Origin of the sequence: Microbacterium sp. LB12, from assembly GCF_037150835.1 — a bacterium.
Lineage (GTDB): Bacteria > Actinomycetota > Actinomycetes > Actinomycetales > Microbacteriaceae > Microbacterium.
This window is the reverse complement of the sequence record NZ_JBBCPF010000017.1, coordinates 1-25,366: the sequence shown is the minus strand read 5'-3', so window position 1 is coordinate 25,366 and position 25,366 is coordinate 1. Positions and strand designations below refer to the sequence as shown.

Annotated in this window: 28 protein-coding genes; 24 read left to right on the top strand and 4 right to left on the bottom strand. The window is 69.2% G+C overall.

All coding sequences use genetic code 11. The features are described from left to right. From WFM69_RS18630 to WFM69_RS18545, 18 genes are all read left to right on the top strand, one after another. Entirely contained in the window at nt 1-684 is a 684-nt protein-coding gene (locus WFM69_RS18630) for an SAF domain-containing protein (protein ID WP_077049465.1), read from the top strand. Nucleotides 685-686: 2 nt separating this feature from the next. Beyond that, nucleotides 687-1,487 carry a hypothetical protein gene (locus WFM69_RS18625; protein ID WP_337007250.1) on the top strand — a complete coding sequence of 267 codons (801 nt, stop codon included), beginning with the start codon at nt 687-689 and terminating at the stop codon, nt 1,485-1,487. Beyond that, complete coding sequence (locus WFM69_RS18620) at nt 1,484-3,076, top strand: CpaF family protein (RefSeq protein ID WP_337007249.1); 1,593 nt, start codon at nt 1,484-1,486, stop codon at nt 3,074-3,076. The genes WFM69_RS18625 and WFM69_RS18620 overlap by 4 nt, the downstream gene beginning before the upstream one ends. Continuing rightward, nucleotides 3,073-3,951, top strand: coding sequence for a type II secretion system F family protein (locus WFM69_RS18615; RefSeq protein WP_337007248.1), 879 nt, complete (start codon nt 3,073-3,075; stop codon nt 3,949-3,951). The genes WFM69_RS18620 and WFM69_RS18615 overlap by 4 nt, the downstream gene beginning before the upstream one ends. Then, nucleotides 3,948-4,832: a type II secretion system F family protein gene (locus tag WFM69_RS18610; RefSeq protein ID WP_077049468.1), complete on the top strand. Its 885-nt coding sequence runs from the start codon at nt 3,948-3,950 to the stop codon at nt 4,830-4,832. Before WFM69_RS18615 ends, WFM69_RS18610 begins: the two co-directional genes overlap by 4 nt. 60 nt (nt 4,833-4,892) lie before the next feature. Next, nucleotides 4,893-5,084: a hypothetical protein gene (locus WFM69_RS18605; protein ID WP_077049469.1), complete on the top strand. Its 192-nt coding sequence runs from the start codon at nt 4,893-4,895 to the stop codon at nt 5,082-5,084. Between the two features lie 5 nt (nt 5,085-5,089). Further along, complete coding sequence (locus WFM69_RS18600) at nt 5,090-5,500, top strand: TadE/TadG family type IV pilus assembly protein (protein ID WP_337007247.1); 411 nt, start codon at nt 5,090-5,092, stop codon at nt 5,498-5,500. Then, a complete protein-coding gene (locus WFM69_RS18595) occupies nt 5,497-5,949 on the top strand; it encodes a TadE/TadG family type IV pilus assembly protein (protein ID WP_337007246.1) in 453 nt (150 codons plus the stop codon). Before WFM69_RS18600 ends, WFM69_RS18595 begins: the two co-directional genes overlap by 4 nt. Further along, a complete protein-coding gene (locus tag WFM69_RS18590) occupies nt 5,946-6,368 on the top strand; it encodes a pilus assembly protein TadG-related protein (RefSeq protein ID WP_337007245.1) in 423 nt (140 codons plus the stop codon). The genes WFM69_RS18595 and WFM69_RS18590 overlap by 4 nt, the downstream gene beginning before the upstream one ends. A 9-nt stretch (nt 6,369-6,377) precedes the next feature. Further along, on the top strand, nt 6,378-6,998 hold the full coding sequence (locus WFM69_RS18585) for a hypothetical protein (RefSeq protein ID WP_337007244.1): 621 nt from the start codon (nt 6,378-6,380) through the stop codon (nt 6,996-6,998). Then, a complete protein-coding gene (locus WFM69_RS18580) occupies nt 6,992-8,023 on the top strand; it encodes a hypothetical protein (RefSeq protein ID WP_337007243.1) in 1,032 nt (343 codons plus the stop codon). The genes WFM69_RS18585 and WFM69_RS18580 overlap by 7 nt, the downstream gene beginning before the upstream one ends. 11 nt (nt 8,024-8,034) lie before the next feature. Then, nucleotides 8,035-11,340 carry a LysM peptidoglycan-binding domain-containing protein gene (locus WFM69_RS18575; protein WP_337007242.1) on the top strand — a complete coding sequence of 1,102 codons (3,306 nt, stop codon included), beginning with the start codon at nt 8,035-8,037 and terminating at the stop codon, nt 11,338-11,340. Between the two features lie 7 nt (nt 11,341-11,347). Further along, nucleotides 11,348-11,941 (top strand): prepilin peptidase, encoded by a 594-nt coding sequence (locus WFM69_RS18570; RefSeq protein ID WP_337007241.1) that lies wholly within the window; start codon nt 11,348-11,350, stop codon nt 11,939-11,941. A 15-nt stretch (nt 11,942-11,956) separates the two neighbouring features. Beyond that, nucleotides 11,957-12,328 (top strand): hypothetical protein, encoded by a 372-nt coding sequence (locus WFM69_RS18565; RefSeq protein ID WP_337007240.1) that lies wholly within the window; start codon nt 11,957-11,959, stop codon nt 12,326-12,328. A gap of 4 nt (nt 12,329-12,332) precedes the next feature. Then, nucleotides 12,333-12,551 (top strand): hypothetical protein, encoded by a 219-nt coding sequence (locus WFM69_RS18560; RefSeq protein WP_337007239.1) that lies wholly within the window; start codon nt 12,333-12,335, stop codon nt 12,549-12,551. Further along, a complete protein-coding gene (locus WFM69_RS18555; RefSeq protein ID WP_337007238.1) occupies nt 12,548-12,949 on the top strand; it encodes a hypothetical protein in 402 nt (133 codons plus the stop codon). Before WFM69_RS18560 ends, WFM69_RS18555 begins: the two co-directional genes overlap by 4 nt. A 111-nt stretch (nt 12,950-13,060) precedes the next feature. Further along, complete coding sequence (locus WFM69_RS18550; protein WP_337007237.1) at nt 13,061-13,888, top strand: hypothetical protein; 828 nt, start codon at nt 13,061-13,063, stop codon at nt 13,886-13,888. 33 nt (nt 13,889-13,921) lie between these two features. Further along, complete coding sequence (locus WFM69_RS18545; protein WP_337007235.1) at nt 13,922-14,629, top strand: SOS response-associated peptidase; 708 nt, start codon at nt 13,922-13,924, stop codon at nt 14,627-14,629. A 14-nt stretch (nt 14,630-14,643) separates the two neighbouring features. On the opposite strand, the gene WFM69_RS18540 is transcribed toward WFM69_RS18545, so the two are convergent. After that, a complete protein-coding gene (locus tag WFM69_RS18540) occupies nt 14,644-16,185 on the bottom strand; it encodes a hypothetical protein (protein WP_337007233.1) in 1,542 nt (513 codons plus the stop codon). 425 nt (nt 16,186-16,610) lie between these two features. Between WFM69_RS18540 and WFM69_RS18535 the strand changes: the two genes are divergently transcribed. The 5 genes from WFM69_RS18535 to nrdH all read left to right on the top strand — a co-directional run bounded on the left by WFM69_RS18535 (nt 16,611) and on the right by nrdH (nt 23,279). Beyond that, nucleotides 16,611-16,913 carry a hypothetical protein gene (locus WFM69_RS18535; RefSeq protein ID WP_337007231.1) on the top strand — a complete coding sequence of 101 codons (303 nt, stop codon included), beginning with the start codon at nt 16,611-16,613 and terminating at the stop codon, nt 16,911-16,913. Nucleotides 16,914-17,143: 230 nt separating this feature from the next. Continuing rightward, the gene (locus WFM69_RS18530; protein ID WP_337007229.1) at nt 17,144-22,090 is read left to right on the top strand and encodes a telomere-associated protein; all 4,947 of its coding nucleotides are present in this window, start codon (nt 17,144-17,146) and stop codon (nt 22,088-22,090) included. 19 nt (nt 22,091-22,109) lie between these two features. After that, nucleotides 22,110-22,766: a helix-turn-helix domain-containing protein gene (locus WFM69_RS18525; RefSeq protein ID WP_337007227.1), complete on the top strand. Its 657-nt coding sequence runs from the start codon at nt 22,110-22,112 to the stop codon at nt 22,764-22,766. A 40-nt stretch (nt 22,767-22,806) separates the two neighbouring features. Further along, a complete protein-coding gene (locus WFM69_RS18520) occupies nt 22,807-23,040 on the top strand; it encodes a hypothetical protein (RefSeq protein WP_337007225.1) in 234 nt (77 codons plus the stop codon). A gap of 5 nt (nt 23,041-23,045) precedes the next feature. Beyond that, nucleotides 23,046-23,279 (top strand): glutaredoxin-like protein NrdH, encoded by a 234-nt coding sequence (gene nrdH, locus WFM69_RS18515; protein ID WP_077049486.1) that lies wholly within the window; start codon nt 23,046-23,048, stop codon nt 23,277-23,279. A gap of 34 nt (nt 23,280-23,313) precedes the next feature. Here the strand turns inward: nrdH and WFM69_RS18510 are convergent, their stop codons facing one another. From WFM69_RS18510 to WFM69_RS18500, 3 genes are read right to left on the bottom strand one after another with little or no spacing between them, the layout of a single operon-like run. Beyond that, entirely contained in the window at nt 23,314-23,991 is a 678-nt protein-coding gene (locus tag WFM69_RS18510; RefSeq protein ID WP_337007220.1) for a hypothetical protein, read from the bottom strand. Then, nucleotides 23,981-24,196 (bottom strand): hypothetical protein, encoded by a 216-nt coding sequence (locus tag WFM69_RS18505; protein ID WP_337007218.1) that lies wholly within the window; start codon nt 24,194-24,196, stop codon nt 23,981-23,983. The genes WFM69_RS18510 and WFM69_RS18505 overlap by 11 nt, the downstream gene beginning before the upstream one ends. After that, complete coding sequence (locus WFM69_RS18500; RefSeq protein ID WP_337007216.1) at nt 24,196-24,636, bottom strand: hypothetical protein; 441 nt, start codon at nt 24,634-24,636, stop codon at nt 24,196-24,198. The genes WFM69_RS18505 and WFM69_RS18500 overlap by 1 nt, the downstream gene beginning before the upstream one ends. Before the next feature lie 153 nt (nt 24,637-24,789). Here WFM69_RS18500 and WFM69_RS18495 point away from each other — a divergent pair, with 153 nt between their 5' ends. Next, entirely contained in the window at nt 24,790-25,050 is a 261-nt protein-coding gene (locus tag WFM69_RS18495; protein ID WP_337007213.1) for a hypothetical protein, read from the top strand. Nucleotides 25,051-25,366: the final 316 nt, after the last annotated feature.

Genomic DNA, 25,366 nt, shown 5'->3' with positions numbered 1-25,366 from the left:
ATGAGCGACACAGCAGTCAAGGAGAAGCGGGGGCGGCGCCGGGGGGAGAAGCCGACGCCGGAGGCGTCTTCGCCGGCGGTGCTGCCGCCGACGAAGAGTCGCCGTCGGCCGATGCTGATCGCGGCGGGCATCGCCCTGGCCGTCGTGGGTGGCCTCGGATCCTGGTACTTCTTCACCACGGTCGGGAACACCACCACGGTGCTGACGGTGAACAAGGACGTCCCTCGCGGCCAGCAGATCACTGCGCAGGATCTCGGGACCCTGCAGATCTCGGGGGACCAGGCGACGAACGCGCTGAAGGCGACCGAGACGCAGGATGCCATCGGGGATGTCGCCCTGGTCGACCTGCCGGCGGGATCGCTCGTGACGTCCACGAACGTCGGTGAGAGCCTGGTGCTCGCAGACGGGAAGAGTCTCGTAGGCGTTGCGCTGACGTCGGCGCAGATGCCCAGCCAGGCACTCGTCGCCGGCGACAAGGTCCGGATCGTCGACACTCCGATCTCGCAGGGTGAGCCGCCGGCGACCACGCCGCAGACGTTCACCGCGACGGTGTTCTCGGTCCGCGAGGACGCGCAGAACAGCCGGTGGATCGTGGACCTGCTCGTCTCGCCGGAGAAGGCGCCGGACATCGCCGCCCGTGCCGCGACGGGTCGCGTCGCGCTCGTACTCGATTCGGGGGAGTGACCGTGGCTGTCGTCTACCTGACCAGTGTCGCCGGGTCGCCCGGCGTCACAACGGCGAGCGTGGGTCTGGCACTGTCGTGGCCGCGGCCCGTGATGCTCGTCGAGGCTGACATCTCCAAGCCTTCGGGGATCCTGCCCGGTTACCTCCGTGGGCAGATGGATCACTCGCGCGGGCTGACCCCTCTGTCGGTCCAGCACCAGCGTGGTCAGCTGACCCCGCGCGCCGTCTGGGAGCAGAGCGTGCAGCTGGGCGAGGACCGGTTCCTCGTCCCCGGGTTCTCCAACATCGTCGCCGCTGCAGGCGCCGGGGCGTCGTTCTGGAACACGCTCGGCAGCACCCTCTCCGCGATCGCCGCGCAGGGCGCCGATGTCCTGATCGACGGCGGCCGGTTCGGCATCCGCGACGATCGCACCGCTCTGATGCAGCTGGCCGACATAGTCGCCCTGGTGGCACACCCGGTGATGCCTGACATCGCCACGGTGCGTGCTCGTCGACGCGATCTCAGCGAGACCCTGGCGCACGTCGGGCACGACGACTGGCTGGGCCTGCTGCTCGTCGACGCGCACGACGAGGCATTCCGCGACGGTGAGGTCTCCAAGGCTGTGCAGCTGCCCGTGCTGGGCCGCCTGGCCAATGACCCGCGTACCGCCGCAGTGTTCTCCGTCGGCGCCGAGCCGACCCCCAAGACCAAGAAGAGCGCGCTGTCGCGGGATCTCACCCTCCTGCCCAACGTGCTCGAGCAGGCCATCCGTGAGCGCCGCAACAAGCTCGGCGCGATTCCCTTCGAGGAAGTGAACGCATGAGCAACGACTTCGACATCACCCGGCTGCCGTTCTTCAACGACGCCGCCCCTGACGCGATCGAGATCCCCGACGCACCGCCGGCGACCGGCCCCGCGCAGCACCTGCTCGCCGCCGCCGGCGGCCAGCCCGCGCCCGCCGTTGACGCGTCGCCTGCGCCCGAGCCGGAGGTGCCGGCGACGTTCAAGCGCCGCGCGGTGCAGAAGGTGGACGCGACCCGCGCCTACGAGCTGTCCCGCCGCCTCGACTGGGACGTGATCACCCGGCTGCGCGGCGAGGTCTCCGACATGCTGACCGCATCGGAGCAGGCCCGTGGCGGGATGTCCGACGCGGACCGGCATGAGGTCGCTCGCGCACACATCGCCGAGGTGACCTCCCGGCACGTCGACGACATGGTCACGCACGCCGGTGAGAAGGGCGCGTGGGACGAAGAGACGATCGGCGCCGCGCAGCGCGCCGTCTTCGACAGCCTGTTCCGTCTCGGTCGGCTGCAGCCGCTCGTGGATCTCCCCGAGGTCGAGAACATCGACATCTACGGGTACGACAACGTGTGGGTCAGCTACGCCGACGGTCGCATGATCCGTCACGACCCGGTCGCGACCAGCGACGCGGATCTCGTCCGCGAGATCCAGTTCCTCGCCGCCCGCGGGGGAGAGGACGGCCGTTCGTTCACCACGACCAGCCCGATCCTCGACATGGACCTCCCCGGCGGGGCCCGTCTCGCCGCCGTGCACACGCCGATCAGCCCGCGACCCAAGGCCGTGATCCGTCTGCACCGCTTCGTCGACATCCTCCTCGAGCACCTGGTGGAACAGGGCACGCTCACCCAGGACGCCGCCGACTTCCTCTCCGCCGCGATCGCAGCCGGCCGCTCCCTCGTCGTGGTCGGCAACCCCGGCGCCGGCAAGACGACCCTGCTGCGCGCGCTGGCGAACGTTATGGACCCGCTCGAGAAGATCGTCACCATCGAGAAGGAGCGCGAGCTCTACCTCGACCGGATGGGCGATCGCCACCTCATCGTCACCTCGCTGCAGTACCGCCCGGGCCAGGGCGAGCGGCTCCCCGACGGCAGCCGGCCCGGCGAGATCACCCTGATCGACTGCCTCGAGGAAGCTCTCCGCCTCGACGCGCAGCGCATCTTCGTCGGCGAGGTCCGCGGTGGTGAGATCGACGCGATGTTCCAGGCGATGCAGGCCGGTGTCGGCTCGCTCAGCACCCTGCACGCCAACGGGACGACCGACGCGATCGAGCGTATGGCCACGCTGACGCAGAAGAACCTCGGCACCACCGACACCTACGCCTACCGGCAGATCGCCCGCCACATCGACCTGATCGTGATGATCAAACGCGTCGTCTACAAGGACCCCGAGACCGGGGCCCGGCGCATCCGCCGCGTGGTCACCGACATCAGCGAGGTGCAGGCCGGCGAGTCCGTGGAAGGTGCACGGCCGATCGCCGCCCCGATCTTCCAGGCGCACCCGCGCACCTACGAGCTCGGCCGCGGCGACGGACGCCCCACACCGGAGCTGCTCGAGGACCTCAAGCACGCCGGGTTCGACCAGCGGATCCTGCTGAGGGAGGACGCGGCATGAACGGCGTCATGGCGGCTCTCGCCACCACGATCGGGATCCTCGGTCTGCTCGTCCTCGTGCTCGGGCTCCTCCCCGCCCCGGTGTCGCAGGGCCCGAAGCCGCCGAGCCGGCTGCAGCTCGCGTTCCTCGAGGCGCGAGGCCGCTTCGGCAAGCAGCGCATGATGCTCGCCGGCGCCGGCTTCATCGGCGGCGTCATCCTGTGGCTGTTCACCGGGTGGATCGTCTGGATCGTGATCGTGCCGCTCGCCGCGGTGGGCGTGCCCTGGCTGCTCAGCAGCGGGGGAGAGCAGCGCAAGCTCGATCGACTCGAGGGGCTCGAGACCTGGACCCGCGGCCTCGCCGGCCTCACCGTGGCCGGATCCAGTCTCGAGCAGACGATCATCGCGTCCGTGAACAGCTCGCCCGACTCCATCCGCGAAGAGGTCGCGCTGCTCGCTGCCCGGCTCAACGCCCGCTGGCCGACCCGCTCCGCGCTGCGGAAGTTCGCGGACGACCTCGCAGACCCCACCGGCGACCTCATCGTCGCGCACCTGCTCCTCGCCGAACGGGTCCGCGGCGCCGGCCTCGCCAACGCGCTCGAGGACCTCGCTCAGAGCATCGCCGAGGAAGTCGGCGTGCGCCGGAAGATCGAGGCCGACCGGGCCAAGCCCCGCCAGGCCATCCGGATCACCACGATCGCCACGGTCGTGCTGCTGGGCCTGATGCCCTTCATCAGCCAGTTCATGGCCCCGTACAAGACGCCCCTCGGGCAGCTGCTGCTGGCCGTCTGGATCGCGCTCGACGTCGTCATGCTCCTCTGGCTGAAGAAGATCACCGCCGGGAAGCCGACCCCGCGCATCCTCGCCGACCTCTCCGACGCGAAGGGGGCACTGTGAACCCGCTCCTGTTCCTCATCCCCGGCGTGATCGTCGGGCTCGGCATCGCCGTGGCGATCGCCGGCCTCCTCCCGCAGCGGCCCGCGCTGAGCGCAGCGCTCGACCGCCTCGGCAACACCACGCCCACCGAGCAGACCGCCGGCCAGTCCGTCGAAGTCCGCGTCGGCACCTGGGTGCACCGTCAGCTGCCCTCGGACGTCCGGTTCCTCACGATCCCGACGAAGGACCTCGCGCTGATAGGCACCCCGGTCACGAAGTACCTGTACGACAAGGCGCTGCTCGCCGCCGTCGGACTGCTCGCACCCCTCATGTTCGGGCTCGCCATGCAGGCCATCGGAATCCTCCCGTTCTGGCTCCCCGGGATCCTCGGCATCCCTCTCGCGATCGCGCTCTGGTTTGCTCCCGACCAGGAGCTCAAGAGCAAGGCCCGCGACGCCCGCGAGGAGTTCTCCCGCTCGATCGCCGTCTACCTCGAGCTCGTCGCCGCCGAACGCCGCCGCGGTGCCCCGGCCGGACGTGCGCTCACCAGCGCCGCCGAGGTCGGCAGCACCTGGGTCTTCACCCGCCTCCGCCAGGAGCTCAACCGCGCCAACTACGCCGGCGTCGCACCCTGGGACGCCCTCACCACGTTCAGCGAGGAGATCGGCGTCCCGGAGCTCGCCGACGTCGGCAAGATCGTCCGCCTCGCGGGAGAAGAGGGCGCTAGCACATATGAGACACTGAGGGCACGGGGGAAGTCGCTCCGGGTGCAGCTGCTCAACAACGAACACACGAAGGCGAACGAAGCATCCGAGCGAATGGTGCTCCCGATCGTGGGCTCAGCACTGGTCTTCGTCGGGATCATCCTCACGCCACTGGTGATGAACCTTTTCAGCATCTGATGTCCGATTAGCCGCGAAAACCGTACCTATGGTCAACAGCACACACAGATTGGAGCTCACATGAGCACTCTCAGCCGTCAGTTCGTTTCCGGTCTCCGTCGGCGCGCCATCGCGCTCAAGGCGACCGCCGAGAAGGGCCTGCAGACCGTCGAGTGGATCTTCCTCGTGGTCGGCATCCTGGTGATCGCCGGCATCGTCATCGCCGCCGTCACCGCCTTCGTCAACACCCAGATCGGTCAGCTCCCCGGGTGAGCCTGATGAGCCGCGTTCACACCCTCCTGCACACTGCGCGCCCCGCACGCGGTGAGCTCGAGCGCGGCTCCGCAGCGGTCGAGGCGATCATGATCATCCCCGTGGTGCTCCTGATCTTCTTCGGCCTCATCCAGGGGGCCGTGGTCCTGCAGGCGAACAACGTCGCGCAGGCCGCAGCCTCCACCGCCTACAACTCGGCACGGCTCTACGACGCCTCGTCCGAGGACGGCGTGAGCGCCGGAGAGGCCGCCCTCACCCAAGCCGGCTCGATCGTGTCCGGCTCGAACGTCGTGGTGCAGCGCACCGCCGAGACGGTCACCGTGACCGTCACCGGCACCGTCGCGACGCTCCTGCCCGGCCTCCCGGTCACGGTCTCGCGCACCGTCACCGGCCCCACAGAGAGGTGGGTGCAATGAAGCTCCGCAGCGCCCTCCGCTCGCTCCTCCACCGCAAGGAAGAGGGCAGCATGTCCGTCGAGCTCGTGATGCTCGCCCCGGTCATGGTGCTCGTGATCCTGCTCCTGGTCGCCGGCGGCCGCATCGCCCTCGCCTCGAACGCTGCAGAGGCGGCAGCGAACGCCGCGGCCAGGGAGGCATCCCTCTCCCGCACCACCGCCGAAGCACAGCAGGACGCGAACGCGGCCGCGCAGACGTCGATGGCGCAGAGCGGATACGCCTGCAACACCCTCGACGTGCTGATCGACGACAGCGGACTCAACGTCCCGCTCGGACAGGTCGGCACCGTCTCCGGCACCATCACCTGCACCCTCAACCTCTCCGACGTCGCCCTGCCTGGCCTGCCCGGCACCTGGACGATCGAGCGGAGCGCGACCTCACCCGTCGACGCCTACCGGGAGCGGCCATGAACAAGATCCGCCAGATCCTCGACCAGCTGCGCAACGACGAGCGCGGCTCCGTCTCCGTGATCTTCCTCGCCTGCGTCGTCGTGCTCGTCGTCGTCGTCGGACTCGTCGTCGACAGCTCCGGGAAGTACCAGTCCACGCAGAACGCTCAGATGACCGCGGCATCCGCCGCCCGCGCCGGCACCAACGCCGTCGCCGGCCAGGCCGTCGTCGACGGAACGCTGCAGCTCAACGGCAGCGCCGCCCAAGTCGCCGCGCAGAACTACATCGCCGCTGCAGGGATTGAAGGCAACGTTTCTGTCGTCGGCGACACGATCACCGTTAGCGTCGAAGACACGTACACCACCCGATTCCTCTCACTGATCGGGGTAAACAGCCTCCCGGTCGGCGCGACGAGCTCGGCCCGGATCATCACACAGTAGGAGCTCCCCATGACCAGCAAGCGCATCATCACCGCACTCACGGCCGTTGCACTCAGCAGCATGCTCCTCGCCGGATGCACGACGACCAACGGACCGACCCCGACCCCGTCGACGGCATCGCCGACCCCCACCGCCACCGCGCCGACGTCGATCACCGGCGAGGCACCCAAGGACGAAGATGAGGCGATCGACAAGGCCAAGGCCACGATCGACCTGCTGCTCGCCACTCAGGCTCAGATCAGTGCGGCGGGCGGCACCGACGCCAGCGCATACGAGGCCGTCGCCACGGGCAAGACGCTCAAGGAGTTCCAGGAGGATGCTCTCCGGATCTCCAAGGGCCCGATCCTCAACGCGGACGGCGACAGTATCGAGGGTCAGTCGAAGGTTGAAGGGTCGCTCGTGTTCGAGCCCAAGACGGCTTACGGCCAGGAGTACGAGGGTGTCGAGAACGGCCTCGTGATTGTCCCCGGCTGCCTGGACGGCTCGCAGCGCAAGATCACGACCGCTGACGGCAAGCCCGCCATGGAGAACCCGAAGCCTCGTAACGAGGTCGAGTTCCACGTCATCTACAACGCAGAGACCAAGACGTGGCTCGTCAACGATCGCATCAGTCTGGGGACGACATGCTGAGACGAGCACTCGCTGCATTCGCCGCGATCCTCGCCCTCGCGGCAGGATCTCTCGTAGCCACCGCGCCTGCTCAGGCAGCTGGTGGCGTGTACTGCAATGACCTCAGTGTCTGCTATCTCACGATCTCTGTGCCTTCGGATCCGGCGCCGAACCCCGACAGCAACGGGTGGACCCCTGGCGCGCCGACTTGCTACTACGAGAATTCCGAGTCGGGTCTTCTGCAGCTCGGGTGGACGGCCGACGACATCCGCGTCTTCGACGGCGGCACCTACCAGCGCTTCTACGCGATCATCGACTGCGGCGGGTCGACCAACTACTGGTCGAACGTTCGCCAGTGCTACGTCTTCATGAAGGACGGCGTCTGGCCGGCACGCCCTCCGGGGTACTCACCCGAGGCCGGCTACTACGGCTGCATCATGTTCAACCCGTCGCCGGGCGGGTCGCCTGGGCTGGGCCAGGAGACCCAGTTTTGGAGCGAGACCGTTCCTCCGGGCCTGAAGGTGCTCACCCCTGGCCGCGCAGCTGCGCAGCTCATCGCGACCTTCCAGCTGCGCGGCGTCGACATCGGCATGGCGCCGCAGGTGAACCCCGCCTGGGGCCACCGCCGCAGCTACGTCGGCATCCCGGTCTGGCTGTGGGTCGAGAACCCCCAGCCTCTGACCTGGGGCCCCTACACCGAGACTGCGACGCTGGGCGGACAGACGATCACCGCGACCGCCCAGGTGACCGGCATCCGCTGGAACATGGGCGACGGCCGCGAGGTCGTCTGCGGCAGTACCGGCACCGCCTACTCGGTCGGGTACGGGCTCAGCGACAGCCCGACGTGCGGGCACCGGTACGACCGCACCTCGCAGAACCAGCCTGGCGATCGCTACACCGTGACCGCGACAAGCCAGTGGCCCGTCACCTGGACGTCGCTCTCCGGCGCCAGCGGCACCGTCAACCTCACGACCTCGAGCTCGACCCAGCTGGAAATCAACGAGATCCAGTCGGTGAACGTCAAGCCCACCACGCCGAACGGCTGAGGAGGAACACCATGAAGCGCGTACTCGGAGGCCTTGCCTCTCTGGTCGTCCTGATCGGGCTGCTGGTGGGGATCCCCGCCGCGCTCGTGTTCTTCGCCGGCAACCCGTTCCCCACCGGGGACGAGTTCGCCCGCGTCCTGTCCGGCCCGGATGTCGGCGGAGTGTTCTTCGTCGGCACCGTGCTCCCGCTGATCGGCTGGCTCGCGTGGCTGTCGATGGCGATCGCGATCCTGGTCGAGATCCCGGCACAGATCCGCCGGATGCCCGCGCCGAGGATCCCGGGCCTCGGTCTGCAGCAGAAGGGCGCATCCGTCCTCGTCGGCGCGATCGTCGCCATGGTAACGATCGGCGGCGGCGCCACCGCAGCGACGGCGGCCGAGCTCCCTGCAGCTCCGACGACGGTCATGTCGCAGTCGTTCGTGCAGACGTCGACCGTCGCAGCCGACGCGAGCTCGCACGTCGACGAAGCGGCGCCTGCCGCTGTGCAGGAGGCGGGGCCGACGTACACCGTGCAGGACGGCGATTCGCTCTGGCAGATCGCGGAGAAGCAGCTCGGTCAGGGTGAGCGGTGGCAGGAGATCGCGGATCTCAACTACGGCGTCGAGCAGGCCGACGGGTGGGCGCTGGACGGCCAGCACTGGCTCAACGCCGGGTGGGTGCTCAAGCTCCCCGCGGATGCCGCGTCACCGGCTGCAGAGTCGGCGCCGGCGGCCGCGGCCGAGCAGCACACCGTGGTGGCCGGCGACACCCTCTGGGACATCGCGGAGGACGCCACCGGTGACGGCGCGAACTACCACGAGATCTTCGAGGCTTCGAAGGACACCGTCCAGCCCACGGGCCACAAGATCACCGACCCGAACCTGATCTACCCCGGCGACGTCGTCACCATCCCGGGCGCCGCGGCATCCGTCGCGCCCGCGCCGACGGCCGCTCCCGCCCCGGTCGAGCAGGCGCCGGCCGAGGCGCCCGTCGAAGCGCCGGCCGAGCAGGCTGCGCCGTCCGCTGAGGGTGCTCCTGCAGCTGACGCGCCGGCCGCGGATGCTGCCGCGCCCGAGAGCGAGCAGGCGGCGGTCCCGGACCTGTCGGGTCTGGGCCTGGGCACACCCTCTACCGAGACGCAGACGCCGGCGGAGGAGAAGTCGGCGCCGGCCGCGGCCGAGCAGGCATCGGTCGACGAGGGCGACGACTGGATCGACGAGCTGTTCAACGTGCGCACGATCGGCGGGCTCGGCGCGATCGCCGCGGCGGGTCTGCTCTCGTTTCTCGGCATCAAGCGGATGAAGCAGCGCCGCCGTCGCCGTCCGGGCCAGCGGATCGCGATGCCGCAGGGCGAGGCCGGGACGATGGAGCTCGAGCTGCGCGCCGTGGAGAACCCGATGGGCATGGAGCACGTCGACCACGCGCTGCGCCACCTGGCCATCTGGGCGCAGGACACGAACAACCAGCTGCCGCAGCTGTACGCGCTGCGCCTGTCCGATGCGGAGATCGCCCTCTACCTCGAGGAGCCGTTCGACCTGCCGGCGCCGTTCGCTCCGGTCACCGACGACAAGACCGCGTGGACGGTCGACCCGGAGCAGCTGCCCGAGCTCGAGCGCATCCCCAGCTCGCCGTGGCCGGCGCTGGTCACCATCGGCCAGGACCAGGGCGACGCGCACCTCATGGTCGACCTCGAGCACATCGGCGCTCTGAACCTCACCGGCAACCCGTCGACGATCTCCGGTGCACTCACGGGCCTGGCCGTCGAGCTCGCGACGAGCCAGTGGGCGGACGACCTGTCGGTCACGCTCGTCGGGATCGCCCCGGGCCTGCCGGCAGCGCTCGACACCGGCCGGATCCGGCACATCGACGACGTCGACGAGCTGATGCGCGTACTGCGCGCTCAGGCCGCGTCGACGAAGGCCACGCTCGACGAGCTCGGCGTGAACTCGATCGAGGAGGCCCGCTCGCTCGGGATGTTCGCCGAGGCGTGGACCCCCGAGATCGTCATCCTCGGCGAGATGCCCGACGAGGCCACGAAGGCGGAGATCGCTGACCTGGTCACGCGGGTCCCGCGCGTGGGCGTCGCGGCCATCGCCGCCGGTGAGCTCGCAGGGGAGTGGACGCTGCACCTCACCGACGACAAGACCGCCAACCTCAACATCCCCGCCGCCGGCGCGAGCCTCCCGCTGACCCCGCAGATCGTGAACGAGGACGAGCTGCGCCGGATCATGGAGCTGTTCGCCACCACGGAGGAGGCACCCACCCAAACCTCCACGTACACCGAGGCGGAGATCTCGCTCGAGGACATCCCCGCGGCCGCGGCCGTAGCCACGCTCGTCGCCGAGACCCCGGCCGCATCGGCGGACTGGCGGGCCTCGCTGGGGCTCGACGAGCTCCCGGCGCAGACCGACATGGTCGACGTCGACGAGGAGCCCGCCGAGACGGCCGAGGAGGCACCCGCCGCCGAGGCCTGGATCGCCGAGGCGGCCGCCGAGACCGTCGTCGACGTCGTCGAGGAGCCCGTCGACGAGGAGCCTGCTGTGCCCGCCGTCGACGAGATCTTCCCGGCCGACGTGCCGTGGCTGCAGATCCTCGGCCCGGTGACGCTGCACAACGCGCAGGGACCCGAGCCGCGCACCCCGCAGACCTCGGAGATCAACCGCTCCGCCGTCGTCCGCTCGACCGAGCTGCTCGCCTTCCTCGCGCTCAACCCGGGCGCCTCAGCGATCAGCGTGCACGACGCGCTCTGGCCAGGCAAGCTCGCCACCGGCAAGCAGGCCCAGCAGAACCGCAACGGCCTGGCCTCCAAAGCCCGCAAGTGGATCGGCGTCTCGGCCGACGAGGAGGAGTGGTTCCCGAAGGTCGGCGCCCAGGGCTACCGCCTCCACGAGCTCGTCCGCACCGACTGGGACGTCTGGAAGGAGCTCATCGGTGACGATCTCTCCAAGACCTCGACGGAGAACCTGATCGCCGCACTGCGCCTGGTGCAGGGACAGCCGTTCAGCGGCGTCCGCGAGAAGTACTACCGCTGGGCCGAGGTCCTGCGCACCGAGATCATCCAGGCGATCGGCGACGCCGCACACGAGCTCGTCACCCGCTCGCTGCGCACCAGCCGCATCGCGGATGCCCGCCTCGCCGCCACGGTCGGCCGCCAGATCGACCCGGTCAACGAGACCCTGTGGCGCGACGCGATGCTCGCCGAGTCCCTCGCCGGCGACAAGGACGGCTTCGAGCGCATCGTCAGCCAGCACGAAGACGAGCTCGACAGCTTCGAAGACGGCTACGAGCCCGAGCCCGAGACCGTCGAGCTCATCGACCAGATCCGCGGCCGATTCTGAGCAGCCGATGACAGCGACCAGCCCCGCCGACGTGCCCCAGACCCGGAACCCGAACCCGGCCATCTGGGCGCTCACCGGAGCCGCCGGCGGGGCAACCGCTCTCATCGCCACCGCGATCACCACCATCGCCGCCAACCCCCTCCCGATCCTCGAGTGGCTGCTCATCGCCGCAGTGGCCACCATTGGCGCCTGGCTGGCCGTCTACGACTTCCGAGAGAGCCGCCTTCCCAACCGGCTCGTCTGGCCCCTCTACGCCGTCACAGGCGTCCTGGTGGCCTCCTGCGGCCTCGTCACCGGCGACCTCGGTCACGTGGGCATCGCCGTCCTCGCCGGCGCCGCCCTCTGGGCGATCTACTTCGTCCTCGGCCTCCTCGGCGCCGTCGCCTACGGTGACGTCAAGCTCGCCGGCGCCCTCGCCCTCGCCCTCGGCTGGTGGGGCATCATCCCCGCCCTCCTCGGCGCCGCGGCCGCCTACGTCCTCGCCCTCCCGCACGCCGCGATCCACGCCGCCGGCCGCCGCGGCCGCCAGATCCCCTTCGGCCCCTACATGGTCGCCGGCACCGTCGCCGTCGCCCTCTGGCAGATCCTCACCACCAGCTGAACGGAGCACCCCGCCATGACCGACAACGTCACGATCCCGTACACCCAATACCGCTCGTTCTTCGAGAACTCCGCCGCCCACTTCGGCCAGCTCGACGCCCGCCACACCGCACACCTCGGCGCCTACCACCCCAGCGACAACATCGGCCGCCTCCTCTGCCGCGTCTGGACCATCCGACCCGACGACGCCGGCCTCGCGCTCGCCGCGTACATGGTGGCGCTGAACAACGAGTGCGATCGCCTCGAGGTGTCGCGGCCCGGTCTCAAGAAGGTCTCCTCGGGCCTGCCTCTCTCGGTGAATGAGAACGAGTTCCCCGACGTCGATGTCGCCAAGATGGTCGCGACGGTCACGCGCGAGGTCCCCGGCTACTACAGCGACGCGGCGTGAGCTCATGATCGCGGAGATCCCCGTCGACGTCCCCGAGGGCAGCGAGCTGCTCGCCGTGGCGACGTTCCTGCGCGCAGCGGACGGGGAGATCACGATGCGCATCGCGAACGTGACCGGCGTCGAATCGCCGTGGACGCCAGCTGCGCAGGCGCGGGCGCTGCGGATGCTCGCCACCGGCGTCGAGGCCGAGGCGATCGCGCAGCCGGCGGGCGATCGCGCATGAGCGAGATCGACTTCGACACGTACCTCGAGCGGCTGCGGAGCACCGGGAGCATCGCGCTGCTGCAGCAGGAACTGCCGGCGCCCGTCGACGAGTTCCGCCGCGGCCTGCGCCGTGCAGCGCGCGCCGCCGGCATCCGAGTACTCACCTCGCGGCAGGGCGGGTCGTTCATCGCGTGGGACCCGGCGTTCGAGGTGCCGGCCGAGGCGCTGCGCGCCGCGATGGACGCGCTCACGATCCTCCCGTCGACGGTCGCGACATGCCCCGACGACCTGGTCGTGATGCGCGATGCACCTGGTGGCGGATGGGTCTGCCCCGAGTGCGGCCGCCGCGTCGAGCTCCCGCCGTCGACGAGGCCGAAACCGGACGACACGGGGATCCCCGGGATCAACGGCGGCTGACGAATTGGTCCAGCAGCCGGCTGGACGATTGCCGATCGGCATTTGCGCAACGGCTCGTTGCGCAAATGATCTCGTCCAACGATCCGTTGGACTATTGACCAGAGGAGGGCCATGGACGCAGCGCTGGATGCTGAGGGGAACCCGGTCACGATCGACCAGGTCCGCGGTCTCGCCGTGCTTCCGGATCTCTGGTGCCCGGGTGAGCTGCGCGACGGCTCCGAGTGCGGCGCCAAGGTGTGGGCGACGTCGCTGCAGAGCACGAAGCGCGCCGCGGCGTTCGCCGCTCACCATGGCGAAGGGTGCGACGAGGGATCGGAGCGGTCGAAGGACCGCCCGGGCGATGCCGGCCACGAGCACCCGCAGGGCACCCGGCCGGTCCGGTGGCGGATGCGCCTCGGCATCGCTGAGCCCTCCACTGGCCCGGACGGTCGTCGACGTCCCGACTCGAAGCGGCCCGGGCAGCTGACCCGCCGATACCGCACCGAGCCGAGCCAGCAGGAGGCGGACAGCGCCGACCAGCGCTCGTTCTCGACGATGCTGGTGAACCTGCTCGCCGACACGATGCCGGCCGGCCTCGAGCTCGTCATCGGCACCCAGGATCCGGTGCCTGCCGACCAGGTCATCGTGCATGCCCGGGATGCCGCGATCACCACCCGGCTCGACACGGATCTCATCATCTGGGGGAAGGTCGCCGGCTACACGCGCACGCAGTGGGACGGGCTCATGCTGCGCCTTGTCGACGCGGCCGACCAGGTCGCGATCCTCGTCGACAAGAAGAACCTCGCCCGCCTGCAGATCACCGACGCCGGCACCCTCGTCGGCCGGCACGTGATCGCCTACGGCCGGTACACCCTCCCGGAAGGCTCCCGGCGGCCGCACGTGCGCGCCGCGCACGCCTCGGTGGCGTTCAACCCGCGGGTGGTGCGTCGACGCCGCTGAGCGGCCGTCTGTGGCCGGTGAGAGGATCGTCGCATGTGCGGACGATTCGCCAGCGACCGGCCAGGTCAGCAGCTGCTGCAGGACTACGCCGCGACCGCGGCCGACGACGCCCAGGAGTGGCGCGGGTCGTACAGTATCGCCCCGACGAACGCGATGCCGATCGTGCGGGAACGGGTCGACTCGAGCAGCGGTGAGCTGCACCGCACCCTCGATGTCGTGCGGTGGGACTTCTGGCCGTCGTTCATCGAGAAGAAGACCAAGCCCAACTTCAACGCGAGGATCGAGCGGCTCACCACCAGCGGACTCTGGCGCGGCGCGTTCGCGTCCTCACGGGCGCTCGTGCCGATGCGCGGCTACTACGAGTGGACCGGGCCGAAGGTGGACCGGCAGCCGCACTTCCTGCACGCCGAGGACGGCGAGCTGCTCACGGCCGCGGGGATCTACACCGCCCGTCGCGTCGGCGACGACTGGATGCTCTCGGCCGCGATCATCACCAGGCCGGCGCGCGACGCGAGCGGCGAGATCCACGACAGGATGCCGGTGTTCCTCGAGCGCGACGTCTGGGAGGAGTACCTGCAACCGGGCAAGCTCAACCAGGCGGGCCAGGAGCACATGCTCGAGCTGCTCACCGCCGAGTCCGACCGTGTCGCCGGCAGCATCGCCACCTACGAGGTCGACCGGAAGGTGAACTACACCACCCGCGTCGACCCGTCGGACGCTTCGCTGATCGACCCTCTCTGAGCTACCGCGCGCTGTCAGAAGGCTTCACGCCAGTGCCCCTCGAGGAACGAGAGCGGGAGGTTCCAGACCCGCATGCCTTTGCCGTCGAGGCGGCGGAAGACCGTCCACGCTCCGTCTATCGGCCGCTCGATCCACCCTGCTTGTCCCAGGGCTCTCCCGATCGTCTTCGGGCCCACATTTCGCACCTGGTGCCGCTGCAGGAGTTGTCTCGCCGCAGACGGGATGATGAACACGCGGTCACCCTTCACCCTCCCAAGCTCGACGGCATCCTGCCCCTCGACGGAGGGGGCCTCGAGCACCGCCTCGCCAGAAATGAGCGCCGCTCGGATCACGCTTTGGATGTCGGAGATCACTTGCACGTCCATCCGGTACTCCCGCACGGGGTAGCGCGTCGGCGCGAACTCGTTCTCGTGCACGCTGCCGAGGATCTCGATGGGCAGGCTCCACACCCGGGTCAGATGGTCGTCGACGCGGCGGGGGATCGTCCACGTGCCGTCGGCTGGCTGGTGGAGCCACCCTGCCGCGTTCAAGGAGCGTGCGATCTGCAGCGTGGATCCGCTCATCAGGCCCGAGCTCTCGACGAGCTCGTGAGCGACCTTGGGCACGACGTAGAACGCATCGTCGTGAACACGACCCAGAACGGGGAGGTGGGCGAGCTCAGGACCGCTCTGGTGACTGAGGCGCACCCGCCCCGTGGCGATCGCGTCGATCATCAGATCTCGGGTGAATGTGCCGAGGGAGGCATCGACCGCTGCTGGCGGCCGCCGGCGTGACTTGGTGGACTTGGTGCTTGTCGCCTCGCTCGCGGGCACCATGTGCACCGAGCGCGCCGGCCAGGGGATCTCCGTCTGGACGTGCTCGGCCGAGAGGAACCTCGCGAGGATCTCCCGGCCGACTGAGAGCGCATCGACCGGGGTGAGCGTCAACGCGTCGAGGCTCTGGAAGTACACCGATTCGCGCTCCACCCAGATCCATCGACCGATCCGCCTGCCGAGCTCTCGACGCGCAGCTGCAGCCGACGGTGTAGCCACCTTCAGCTCACGAGGCCACTCGTTCGTCTTCAGCTCGATCGGCAGAGCACGCTCGAGGTACTTCTGCGGGAGCGGCTGCGCGCCTGTGATGACGGAGAGCCGGATCCGCTGATCCGGGTTCGGCACGTAGCGCGGCAACTGCGACAGCTCCATCGCCGTCAGGATGTGAGGCAACCAGCGTCGCCACTCACGGTGCGTCGTTCTCTCGAGGTACGGCGGGACGATGTAGGGGAACAGCAGCGGATCGGGCCCTTCATACGCCGCCGGGCGGCCTTCGAAGTCGATCCAGTCTCCATCGAAGTCCCCGTTGCGCCCCGCCAGCTCCGTGGTCGCTCGAGCGAGCGTCCCCGGTGCCGACGGCAGAGTGGGGTCGATGGCGTCGTGGAACAGGTAGATCGGCATGGGGAACGGCTGCAACCACGAGAACACCGCGGCGTCCAGCATCGGGCGCCACTCGGCGATCCGACTCGCAACACCGAGAGCACGGTCGTAAACCTCGACCGTCGACGCCGTCACCAGGTCCATCTGAGCCTCGAATCCTTCGGATGGGGCGCTTCCCGCCAGCCTGATACGGCGGTCTGGCAGCCCGCCCCACTGCATCTGCCCCACATCGAGGCAAGTTGAATACTCCTGATCAGAGGCTATATCGCCGAGCCGCAACGAGTCAAAGTTACATTTATCTGCAACGGCTGAAACAGTCAGGTCGGATCAGTCAAAATCACTCTGACCTGGGGTTTTCCTCCGCTGATACGGTGATCCGGGTCTGGCGAAACAGCTCTTCATATGAGAAAAATCGCACCATCGGTGCTGCGCCCTCGAAAAACTTCTGACCCCGATGTCCGATCTGAGGCTGCGGGCGCACCTATGGAGGTCATGGGCACTTGGATGACTGCGCGACGCGCCGGGGTAAATCTGTTTCTGTTTCAGGTCCGGGGTGCTATACATGACGCATGGTCGATGAAAGGAAGCCCGGTCGTCGCGACCGGGGCGCGAGGAAGAACCTCCTCTCGCGCGTGCCTGACGATCAGTACGCCGTCTACGAAGCCGCAGCTGAGCGCCTCGGCATCCCGATCGGCTCGTACAGCACGATGCGTCTGGCAGAGATCCACAACCTCCCCGTGCCGGACTACATCCTCGAGGAGATCCGCGCAGCTGCCGATCGACGAGCAGCTGCAGCAGCCAAGGCTTCCCGCGACCAGATCGCAGGTTTCGACTCTCTTGAAGGAGGCCGGCCTTTGGCACGCAGCGCCTAGAACGAGGAAAGTCTCCCGGTCGGCAAACCGAGAGACTTTCGAAGAGTGTGGTTCGAACCTTGCTGTCCAGGCGTCCGGTTCGAGGTTTTGAGTTAGCGACCCGCGAGGGGCGTTTCACGTACCTGAAAGGAGGTGCGCACGTCTATGGTAGCCCAACTTCGTCTTTTTTCGGTCTCTGATACTGAATTTCCCAGCATCCGCCGTCGCGCACCTCGCGCGGGTGGATGCTCATGACCCTGATCTCGACCCCTGAATCCGCACGCAGCGCGTTCGACCGCGTCTGGGACGCTCTCGACGTCAACGGCTACAAGCCGGAGTCTCGCCGCGGCGACCAGTTCATGGCGCTGTGCCCCGTGCACGGCGACAGCCACCGCTCCCTGTCGGTGAAGAACGACCGCGCCAACGAGAAGGTGCTGCTGAACTGCTTCACCTGCCACGCCGACGTCCGCGAGATCACCGCGGCGATCGGCCTCGGCGTCAAGGATCTGTTCGACTCCCCGCTGCCGGAGCGCACTGAGGGCCAACCCCGCCGCAAGCCGAAGGTGCGGTTCACCGCAGCACCGAAGCTCCCGCCTCGCCTGACCAACAAGTCGACCGCCAACGTCGACAAGTTCAAGGGCGCGAAGTGGGAGCGGGTCACGACCTACCCGTACTTCAACGCCGAGGGCACCCTCGTCGAGGAGGTCATCCGCGAGACGGCCACCGTCGACGGCGAGACCCGCAAGCGGTTCAAGCAGCGGTTCCTCGGCCCGAACGGCCGCATGGTCGCGAAGAAGCCCGATGACTTCGTGTCGGTCCTGTACAGGCACCCCGAGGTGCTGCAGGCGATCGAGGCCGGCACCCGCGTCTGGCTGCTCGAGGGGGAGAAGGACGTCGAGAACGCCGAGGCCGCAGGCCTCGTCGCTACCACGAACGCGCAGGGCTCCGGATCCTTCCCCCGCGAGCTCGCCGAGATCTTCCAGGGAGCCGACGTCGCCGTGGTCGCTGACCGCGATGTCGCCGGCTACTCCCGGGCCGCCGAGCTGCACAAGCTGCTCGGCGGTGTCGGCGCCACCGTCACCCTGTACAGGCCGGCCGTCGACGACGACAAGGCCGACCTGACCGACCACCTCGAGGCCGGCTACACCGTCGACCAGCTCGAGCAGCTCACCCCGAACGCGGCGCAGCTGCTCGCCATGCTCGGCGAGCTCCGCAAGATGCTCACCGGTGAGGGCCGCAGCGACACCGTCCAGGTCTGCCGTGACGAGATCGACGCGCAGCTGGCATCCGGCGCTGACTCCCACGAGGTGCAGCGCAACGTCGAGCTGTGGGCGGGGGAGTCCGTCCGCCGTGTCGCGAAGATGCGGGATCACCTCGAGCACACCGTCGCCATGGTGCCGGCGTCGACGCCGCTCGAGCGCGCGGCCGTTCACGATGCCCGTCACGTGATCCAGGACGCCGTCGTGATCGCTCGTGACGCGCACGAAATCGCGGATCTGCCGATCCCTGATGCCCTCGCCGCCCCGGTCACCCCGCTGCAGCCGGGCGGATCCGGCAGTGGCGACGACAGCGAGCCGCCCCGGTTCGACGGCAACCAGTTCTTCCCCGGCGACGACGGATCCGCGAACGAGGGAACCCGGTTCGGTGTGCGCCTCGGTCAGACCGTGCAGATCAAGGTCGAGCGCGACGGCGACGATTTCCGCAACCGGTACATCCGCGTCTTCGACGGTTGGGGCGAGGTCCTCGCCGCCAGCTACGAGGACTCCGGCCACGAGACCCACTCAACCCCGCCGACCACCGAGATCACCGTCGCCTTCCACCGTTGGGTGCGCGATCCCGAGACCGGTAAGCCGATGCGCGACGACAACGGCGACATCCTGATCGAGGACGCCACGGTCGTCTGGGATGACGAGCAGATCCGCGACGGCTCCTGGGCGAACTCGCTGCCGTGGCTCGGCATGCTCGAGTCCACCTCCCGCCGCGGCAAGGACCTGTTCTGGGATGCCCTCTACGGCGCCCGCCCGACCCCGTCGCAGCGCTCCAAGGTCTACACCGGCACCGGATGGCGCGAGGACAGCGCCTTCGGCCCGTACTTCGTGCACGCCGGCGGGGCGATCACCGCCGAGGGGTCTATCCCCGTCTCCACCCGCCTCACCGGCGGTCTGCAGCGCCTGCACCTGCCCGACCCGACCGCGGATGCGCAGCTGCTGCGTGAGGCTTGGCTCGAGTCGACCGAGATCTTCCGTGGGCGGATTCCGGCGCGCGTGATCGCTCCGCTGCTGGGCCTGGTCTGGCAGGCTCCGTTCAGCCCTGTCCCGCTGATCACCTACGTTTACGGCCCTCCCGGCGCCGGTAAGAGCTCGAGCGCTCGCTGCGCGATGCACTTCCTCGCTCCGGAGCTCACCCAGGAGAACAGCGAGGCGCCGAAGACGATCCTGTCGGCCACGAGCGCCGGTGACTCCGCGATCGCCATGACCCGCATCCTCGCCAACGCTCGGCACATGGCCGTCCTCGCCGACGACTTCGTCGACACCGACATCCGCAAGGCCGTCGCCAGGTTCGAGTTCCTCGTGCGCGCCGTGTTCGACCGTGAGGGCCGCAAGGTCGGCGGACAGCGCGGCGGGGTCAAGGAAGCACCCGCGATCGACGCCTCGGTCATCGCCACTGGACAGATCGGCCTCAACGGATCCGCGCTGCAGCGCACGTTCTCAATCGGCCTGAACCCGGGTGAGATCGAGGAGCCCGACCTCACGTTCGGGCTCCTCGAGCAGAGCGGTCGCCGCAACAGCCGGGCGCTGCTCGGCGCGTCGCTGATCCGCTGGCTCGCCAAGCACCGGGAAGCTCTCCGCGAGCACTACTTCAGCGGCTCGGAGGACGCCATCCACACGAAGGCGCAGCTCGCGAAGCTGTGGCGAGAGCGCACTGCCCCGCTCCCGCACGATCCCGGCGCCAAGGGGCGCATGAAGGACGCGGCGGTCAACGCCGATCACGGCATCCGGCTCATGCTGCGCATGCTCGTCGAGGTCGGCGCGATCTCGACGGAGGAGGCCACCGACTTCCACAAGTGGGCCGATCAGGGTATCTGGGACGCTCTCGTGCGCCAGGAGGGCGGTCAGAGCAACCCCGGCGTCATGGCGATCGAGCTGCTTCGCGAGGCCCTCGCCTCCGGCGCCGCGCACCTAGTCACCACGACCGGGGAGATCCCCGAAGAGGCGGAGCAGCTGGGCTGGACGCGCCGCGGCATCCCGCCGCAGGACACCTGGTCTCCGAACGGTGTCCGCGTCGGTGCGATCAAGTACAACCGTGACGGCGAGTCGCGCCTCTACCTGCACCCGAAGGTGATGATCGACGTCATCACGCGCATCGCCGCCGGCACCGGGGAGCCGATCACCGACTCCGTCCACTCCATCGGTGGAAGCTTCATCGCCCACGGCTGGACGAAGGCAGACGGCGAGGGCAACCAGACTCTCGGACGCCGTGTCGAGGGCCGTTTCACTCGTGTCTGGGACATCCCGCTCAGCGTGCTGCTCGGCGACGACGGCGACTGTGAGGACGACGACGAGACCGGCGACCACACCCCGCAGACGCCCATCGGCGGCCCCAGCGCTACCCTGTTCGACGTTCCGCCGACACGGCCGGCCCCACCGTCCCCTCCGGCAGCTGAGCAGCCCGCTCCGGCTCCGGAAGGTGCTCCCGCGGCCGAGGCGCCCACGACGGCGGCTCCGGCCGCTCAGAAGCCTGCAGCGCGCCGCGCAGCGGCGGGCGAGTTCGCCGCGGCCGCCGCGGTGCTGGACACCGATGGACTGTGGCTGCCGGACGGGACGCTGGTCCCGCTCGAGCGGCCGATCGAGCACCTCGGCAACATCGCCGAGCTCGTCGCGCAGCTGCGCCTGGGCACGAAGAACCAGTGGAAGAACGAGGCTGGCCAGATCTACGCCACGGCGGATGCCGCCCGTGCGCTCGGGATCCCCGTCGACGAGCTGCCCTCGCCCGAGCGCCGTCTCGGCTCGATCCTCCACGACCTCACCGTCGACCACCCCCTCGTCCTGGGTGCGCGTGAGGCCGGCTACGAGGTCGGCGGGCAGGACAACGCGCTCAGCGCGACCACCCGCATCTGGAAGCCGGGCGAGAGCCGGCTGCAGGCACGGTTCGTGATCATCCCCGCGCTGCGCGACGACTTCCAGCACCTCATCGGCGACAACCCTGCCCCGGCCGTCCTCGCGCACCGCCTCGACCTGTTCGCCAGCGCGCTGCAGACCCCGTATGCGGTGAACGCCTCCACGACCGGCCAGGACCTCATGTTCCACCTGGCGCCCTCGAAGGAGGAGCGCATCGCCCGGTTCACGCCGCACAAGCCCGTCGAGCCCGCGACGATCCCGACGCTCGAGATGGACATCAACTGGCACCGTCAGCCGACCGAGGAAGAGCTGCAGCACCGCTGGCTGCACGCCTACGACCGTGGTGGCAGCTACCTCGCCGGCGTCAGCGGTTGCGAGCTCGGGATCGGGGAGCCGTCCTATCACCCGAACGGCGTAGCCTTCGATCGCAAGCTGCCCGGCTACTGGAAGGTCAACCTGCCCGAGCGTGCCGAGTGGCTCGTGCCCAACCCGCTCGACCCGATCAACCGCGACAAGAGCCTCGCCGGTCTCGAGTCCTGGGTCTCGACCCCGACGCTCGAGCTCGCGATCGAGTGGGGCTACGAGTTCGAGATCCTCGAGGCGTGGACGTGGGAGAACCACACCCGCCTGCTGGACACCTGGTATGAGCGGATCCGCAACGCCCGCACCGAGCTCGACACAGCTGACCCGGATGCGCAGGCGGCACGCGATCTCCTCAAGGAGGTTTACGTCCGCAGCCTCGGGCTGATGGCCAGCTTCGAGCACCACGAGGGCAAGCCCGGCTTCGCCCCTGAGCGCTACCACGCGATCCAGGCCCGCGCCCGGGCGAACATCCTCCGCCGTGTCAAGAAGATCGGCGACGAGACCGGCCGTTGGCCCGTCGCGATCACCCGTGACACCGTCCTGTACACGTCGCCGCTGACCGACCCGGACAAGGCATGGCCGGGCGACGAGCGCAACTACGGCCGCGGCCTGGGCCAGTTCAAGTACGAGGGTTCGGCCGACCTGCAGGAGCACCTGCCGTTCCTCACCGGCAAGGGCCGCTACGAGGGCAAGTCCCACCTCATCGAGCTCATCTGATCCACGAAGGGAGTAGACCATGGCAACCGACGACGACGCGCTGAAGCAGCGCAACACGCTGTTCCAGGCGATCAGCTGGCTCGGCTCTGAGTCCGAGCCGTCGACCCCGGGGACCGGAGGAGCTGAGGCATCCGACGTCGCGAAGCACCTGCGCACGCTCTACTCGACGACCCGCACGATCACTACGCCGGGTGGCGTCAAGAAGTCGGTCACGAAGATCTCCACCGCCGAGGCCGCGAAGGCGCTCGGCGTCAGTCAGCGCACGGTGCAGCGGTGGCTGAAGGGCGTCCACAACCCCAAGCAGACCGTGATGAACAACCTCAAGAAGAAGGCCCGCCAAGCCGTCACCACCAAGCGCGGCCGCCAGCAGATGGTGCGCCGAGCTCGCGCGAACCAGCGCATCCCGATGGGCGGCGTGAAGGTCTCCGTCACCGGCACGCAGGGACCGCGCGACTACTCCCGCGATCGCACCATCCAGCAGAAGCTCACGCCGGAGGAGTACGAGAACTTCCGCAGCGCCTGGGCGATGGGCGGCGACGTCGCCGCCCGCGAGTACCTTGAGGCCGTCCTCAGCGAGAAGTACGTCGACGACTGGAAGATCGGCAAGATCTCCGGGATGAGCATGAACGGCATCGACGCCGGCGACGACCGCAGCGACCCCCGCGCCTCCCGCTGACCCCGAACTTCCGAACTTACAGAGTAGAGAGGATCCACCGATGACCACCGCCACCGCAGACCCGGCGCACGACCTGTTCGCGGCGATCGGTCGTGAGATCGACGTCCACGACGACACCGCAGTGCGCGAGCTGCTCTTCGACGAGCTGCAGCTGCCGCAGACGCCGGCGACCGCCGCCGGCCCGTCCCTCGCGATCGCCGATCTGCGCAAGCTCCACCACGAGACCTTCAACGCCCTCCTGGGCTCGATCATCACGCTCCGAGAGAGGAGGTGAATCGCATGACCGTCACCGTCTACACCAAGCCTTCCTGCGTCCAGTGCAACGCGACCTACCGCGCGCTGGATGCCAAGAGCATCGACTACGAGATCCACGACCTGTCCGAGGATCCCGCAGCGCTCGAGAAGGTCAAGGCCCTCGGCTACCTGCAGGCGCCCGTCGTCATCACGGACGAGGACCACTGGGCGGGCTTCCGCCCCGACAAGATCGACGAGCTCGCAGCCCGTCTCACGTGAGCTGCAGCTCACAGGGGAGAGCCCCGGTCCGGATTCACTCCGGCCGGGGCTCTTTCTTCTTCCGGGGCTTGGTCACCGGGATCTTCACCTGCGGGTGATCTCGCAGCCACTCGAGCGTCGGCCGCGGCGCCGGCGCCAGCCAGGCCTGGGTGCGGCCGCGGCTCATCCGCCCCGAGGGGACCATCACCCGGTAGGGGCCGACCGCCTCGAGCAGCTCGCCCTTGGCGACCTGGGCGCGGAACCTGTTGCGGAACTCGACCTCTTCGAGGACCTCGCCGCCGTCGGCGCGCAGCCGCCGGCTCATCTCGCCGCTGTCCGGGTTGGTCAGCCGCACCACAAGGACACCACGGTCGCGCAGCTGCACCACGGTGAGCAGGTGCGGCCGCAGCCAGCCGTCCCGCTTCCAGGCGTCGCTGATCGGCGCGCCGCGGCCGGCGATGTCCCACAGCGCCTCACGGGCGAACAGCAGCTCACGCCGCTCACGCTCGAGCACCGCCGTCTCGGGAGCCACGAGAGCCGCGACCTGGTCGCGGCGCCGCTCCGGGATGCCGTTGCGGACCCAGCGGCGCACCGTCGACGGGCTGACGCCGAGCTCCTTCGCCGCCACGTTGGCGTCCAGCCGTGTACGGCGCCCGAAGGCACCCAGAGCGTTCGCGAGGACGCTCGCGAGCTGTCGGTCCGCCCAGGGGTCCGGGGTCGCCTCATCGGTCACGAGGGGCCTCCGATCGGCGCACCACGACCCCTGCAGGGCGGCGCCGGAGCATGCGGACGATCGTGACGATCGCCACGACCAGGATGCCCACACCGCTCGTCGCGACCAGGATGATCGCGAGGATCGGCCATCCGCGCATGCCGACGATCGCCACGAGGACGATGACGCACACGGCGATGGCCACGAGCGGGATGAGCGGGGACATCAGCGACGGATCCCCGTGAGCTCGTCGAACGTGGTGCCGAGCCGCTTCGCGAACCGCTCGAGCTCGACCTCACGCCACGTCGTCTTGCCGGAGAAGCGCTGACGCAGCGCGTTGTCGGAGATCTCCGCCAGCGCCACGAACTCCGCGAAAGTGCCGGCAGCGCGGATCCGCCGCTCGATCTCCTCGTTCACCTCGGCCGGCAACTTGTACCGCTTGCTGCCCACCGCCGGCGGGCGGCCGCTGCGGCCGGCGGACTTCGCACCGCGCTGGTCGACGTACTTCTGCATCACCTGCCGGTCCCAGCCAGGAGAGCGCATCGAAGGCGGCGTGATCGGCTTCGGGAAGCTCGGGTCCGTGCGCGCCGCCTTCATCACACCGGGCACGGAGATCTTCATCATGTCGGCGATCTCCGCATAGCCGACGATCTCTGTCTTCGCCATCATCACTCCTAGTTTTAGGCGGTTTACATGCACCAATATAGGGCATCCGTCCGACACCCGCACTAGAATCGGCTCAACACACGGCATGGATCAGCGAGACCGAGGACCTCTGCTCGAGCTGCGCACCCGCCTCGAGCACGCAGGCGGCCGACCATGGCTGAGACCGCCGGCGGATGGGGCAACGAACCCGGCGGCCGCGAGCTCTGGCGCCTCATCGGCGATGCCTTCGGGCGCGCAGCGGCCGCAGACCCACCACGGCAGCCGGATCCGGAGATCTGCCCTCACCCCATCCGCGTCGACGGCCCCGCCCACTCCTGGATCTGGGACGGCGATGACCCCCGAATCGAATGCGCCGGATGCAAGGAGCTCAGGGACGCCCACAACGGCCACATCCTCCGGCCCGGCCAAGCCTGAAACACACGCCCCCGATCGCCCCGGCTCTCACCACCGAGAGACCGGGGCGATCTGCTGCACCCTTCCCTGACGGGGGCGGGGGAGCCCAGGGGGAGGCGCGCAGCGCCCGGGGCCGATCGACCGATGCGGGCCAGGCCCGGCCGGGGTGGCCCGGCACCGAGCCCGGGGGCGATGGCCCGGGGGCCAACCGGGGCGCGCAGCGACCCGGCTTGCGGGGCGGGACGGGACCGCCACGAGAAGAGCAACCACGAGAGGCCGGCGGCCTGCCGCCGGTGGCTATGGGTCGAGCGCGCAGCGCTGAGACCGGCCTAGCCGG

Coding starts and splice junctions, on each gene's coding strand:
- WFM69_RS18630 (WP_077049465.1), top strand. CDS start 1: ATGAGCGACACAGCAGTCAAGGAGAAGCGGGGGCGGCGCCGGGGGGAG.
- WFM69_RS18620 (WP_337007249.1), top strand. CDS start 1,484: ATGAGCAACGACTTCGACATCACCCGGCTGCCGTTCTTCAACGACGCC.
- WFM69_RS18615 (WP_337007248.1), top strand. CDS start 3,073: ATGAACGGCGTCATGGCGGCTCTCGCCACCACGATCGGGATCCTCGGT.
- WFM69_RS18605 (WP_077049469.1), top strand. CDS start 4,893: ATGAGCACTCTCAGCCGTCAGTTCGTTTCCGGTCTCCGTCGGCGCGCC.
- WFM69_RS18600 (WP_337007247.1), top strand. CDS start 5,090: ATGAGCCGCGTTCACACCCTCCTGCACACTGCGCGCCCCGCACGCGGT.
- WFM69_RS18595 (WP_337007246.1), top strand. CDS start 5,497: ATGAAGCTCCGCAGCGCCCTCCGCTCGCTCCTCCACCGCAAGGAAGAG.
- WFM69_RS18590 (WP_337007245.1), top strand. CDS start 5,946: ATGAACAAGATCCGCCAGATCCTCGACCAGCTGCGCAACGACGAGCGC.
- WFM69_RS18585 (WP_337007244.1), top strand. CDS start 6,378: ATGACCAGCAAGCGCATCATCACCGCACTCACGGCCGTTGCACTCAGC.
- WFM69_RS18580 (WP_337007243.1), top strand. CDS start 6,992: ATGCTGAGACGAGCACTCGCTGCATTCGCCGCGATCCTCGCCCTCGCG.
- WFM69_RS18575 (WP_337007242.1), top strand. CDS start 8,035: ATGAAGCGCGTACTCGGAGGCCTTGCCTCTCTGGTCGTCCTGATCGGG.
- WFM69_RS18570 (WP_337007241.1), top strand. CDS start 11,348: ATGACAGCGACCAGCCCCGCCGACGTGCCCCAGACCCGGAACCCGAAC.
- WFM69_RS18565 (WP_337007240.1), top strand. CDS start 11,957: ATGACCGACAACGTCACGATCCCGTACACCCAATACCGCTCGTTCTTC.
- WFM69_RS18560 (WP_337007239.1), top strand. CDS start 12,333: ATGATCGCGGAGATCCCCGTCGACGTCCCCGAGGGCAGCGAGCTGCTC.
- WFM69_RS18555 (WP_337007238.1), top strand. CDS start 12,548: ATGAGCGAGATCGACTTCGACACGTACCTCGAGCGGCTGCGGAGCACC.
- WFM69_RS18550 (WP_337007237.1), top strand. CDS start 13,061: ATGGACGCAGCGCTGGATGCTGAGGGGAACCCGGTCACGATCGACCAG.
- WFM69_RS18545 (WP_337007235.1), top strand. CDS start 13,922: ATGTGCGGACGATTCGCCAGCGACCGGCCAGGTCAGCAGCTGCTGCAG.
- WFM69_RS18540 (WP_337007233.1), bottom strand. CDS start 16,185: ATGGACCTGGTGACGGCGTCGACGGTCGAGGTTTACGACCGTGCTCTC.
- WFM69_RS18535 (WP_337007231.1), top strand. CDS start 16,611: ATGGTCGATGAAAGGAAGCCCGGTCGTCGCGACCGGGGCGCGAGGAAG.
- WFM69_RS18530 (WP_337007229.1), top strand. CDS start 17,144: ATGACCCTGATCTCGACCCCTGAATCCGCACGCAGCGCGTTCGACCGC.
- WFM69_RS18525 (WP_337007227.1), top strand. CDS start 22,110: ATGGCAACCGACGACGACGCGCTGAAGCAGCGCAACACGCTGTTCCAG.
- WFM69_RS18520 (WP_337007225.1), top strand. CDS start 22,807: ATGACCACCGCCACCGCAGACCCGGCGCACGACCTGTTCGCGGCGATC.
- nrdH (WP_077049486.1), top strand. CDS start 23,046: ATGACCGTCACCGTCTACACCAAGCCTTCCTGCGTCCAGTGCAACGCG.
- WFM69_RS18505 (WP_337007218.1), bottom strand. CDS start 24,196: ATGTCCCCGCTCATCCCGCTCGTGGCCATCGCCGTGTGCGTCATCGTC.
- WFM69_RS18500 (WP_337007216.1), bottom strand. CDS start 24,636: ATGGCGAAGACAGAGATCGTCGGCTATGCGGAGATCGCCGACATGATG.
- WFM69_RS18495 (WP_337007213.1), top strand. CDS start 24,790: ATGGCTGAGACCGCCGGCGGATGGGGCAACGAACCCGGCGGCCGCGAG.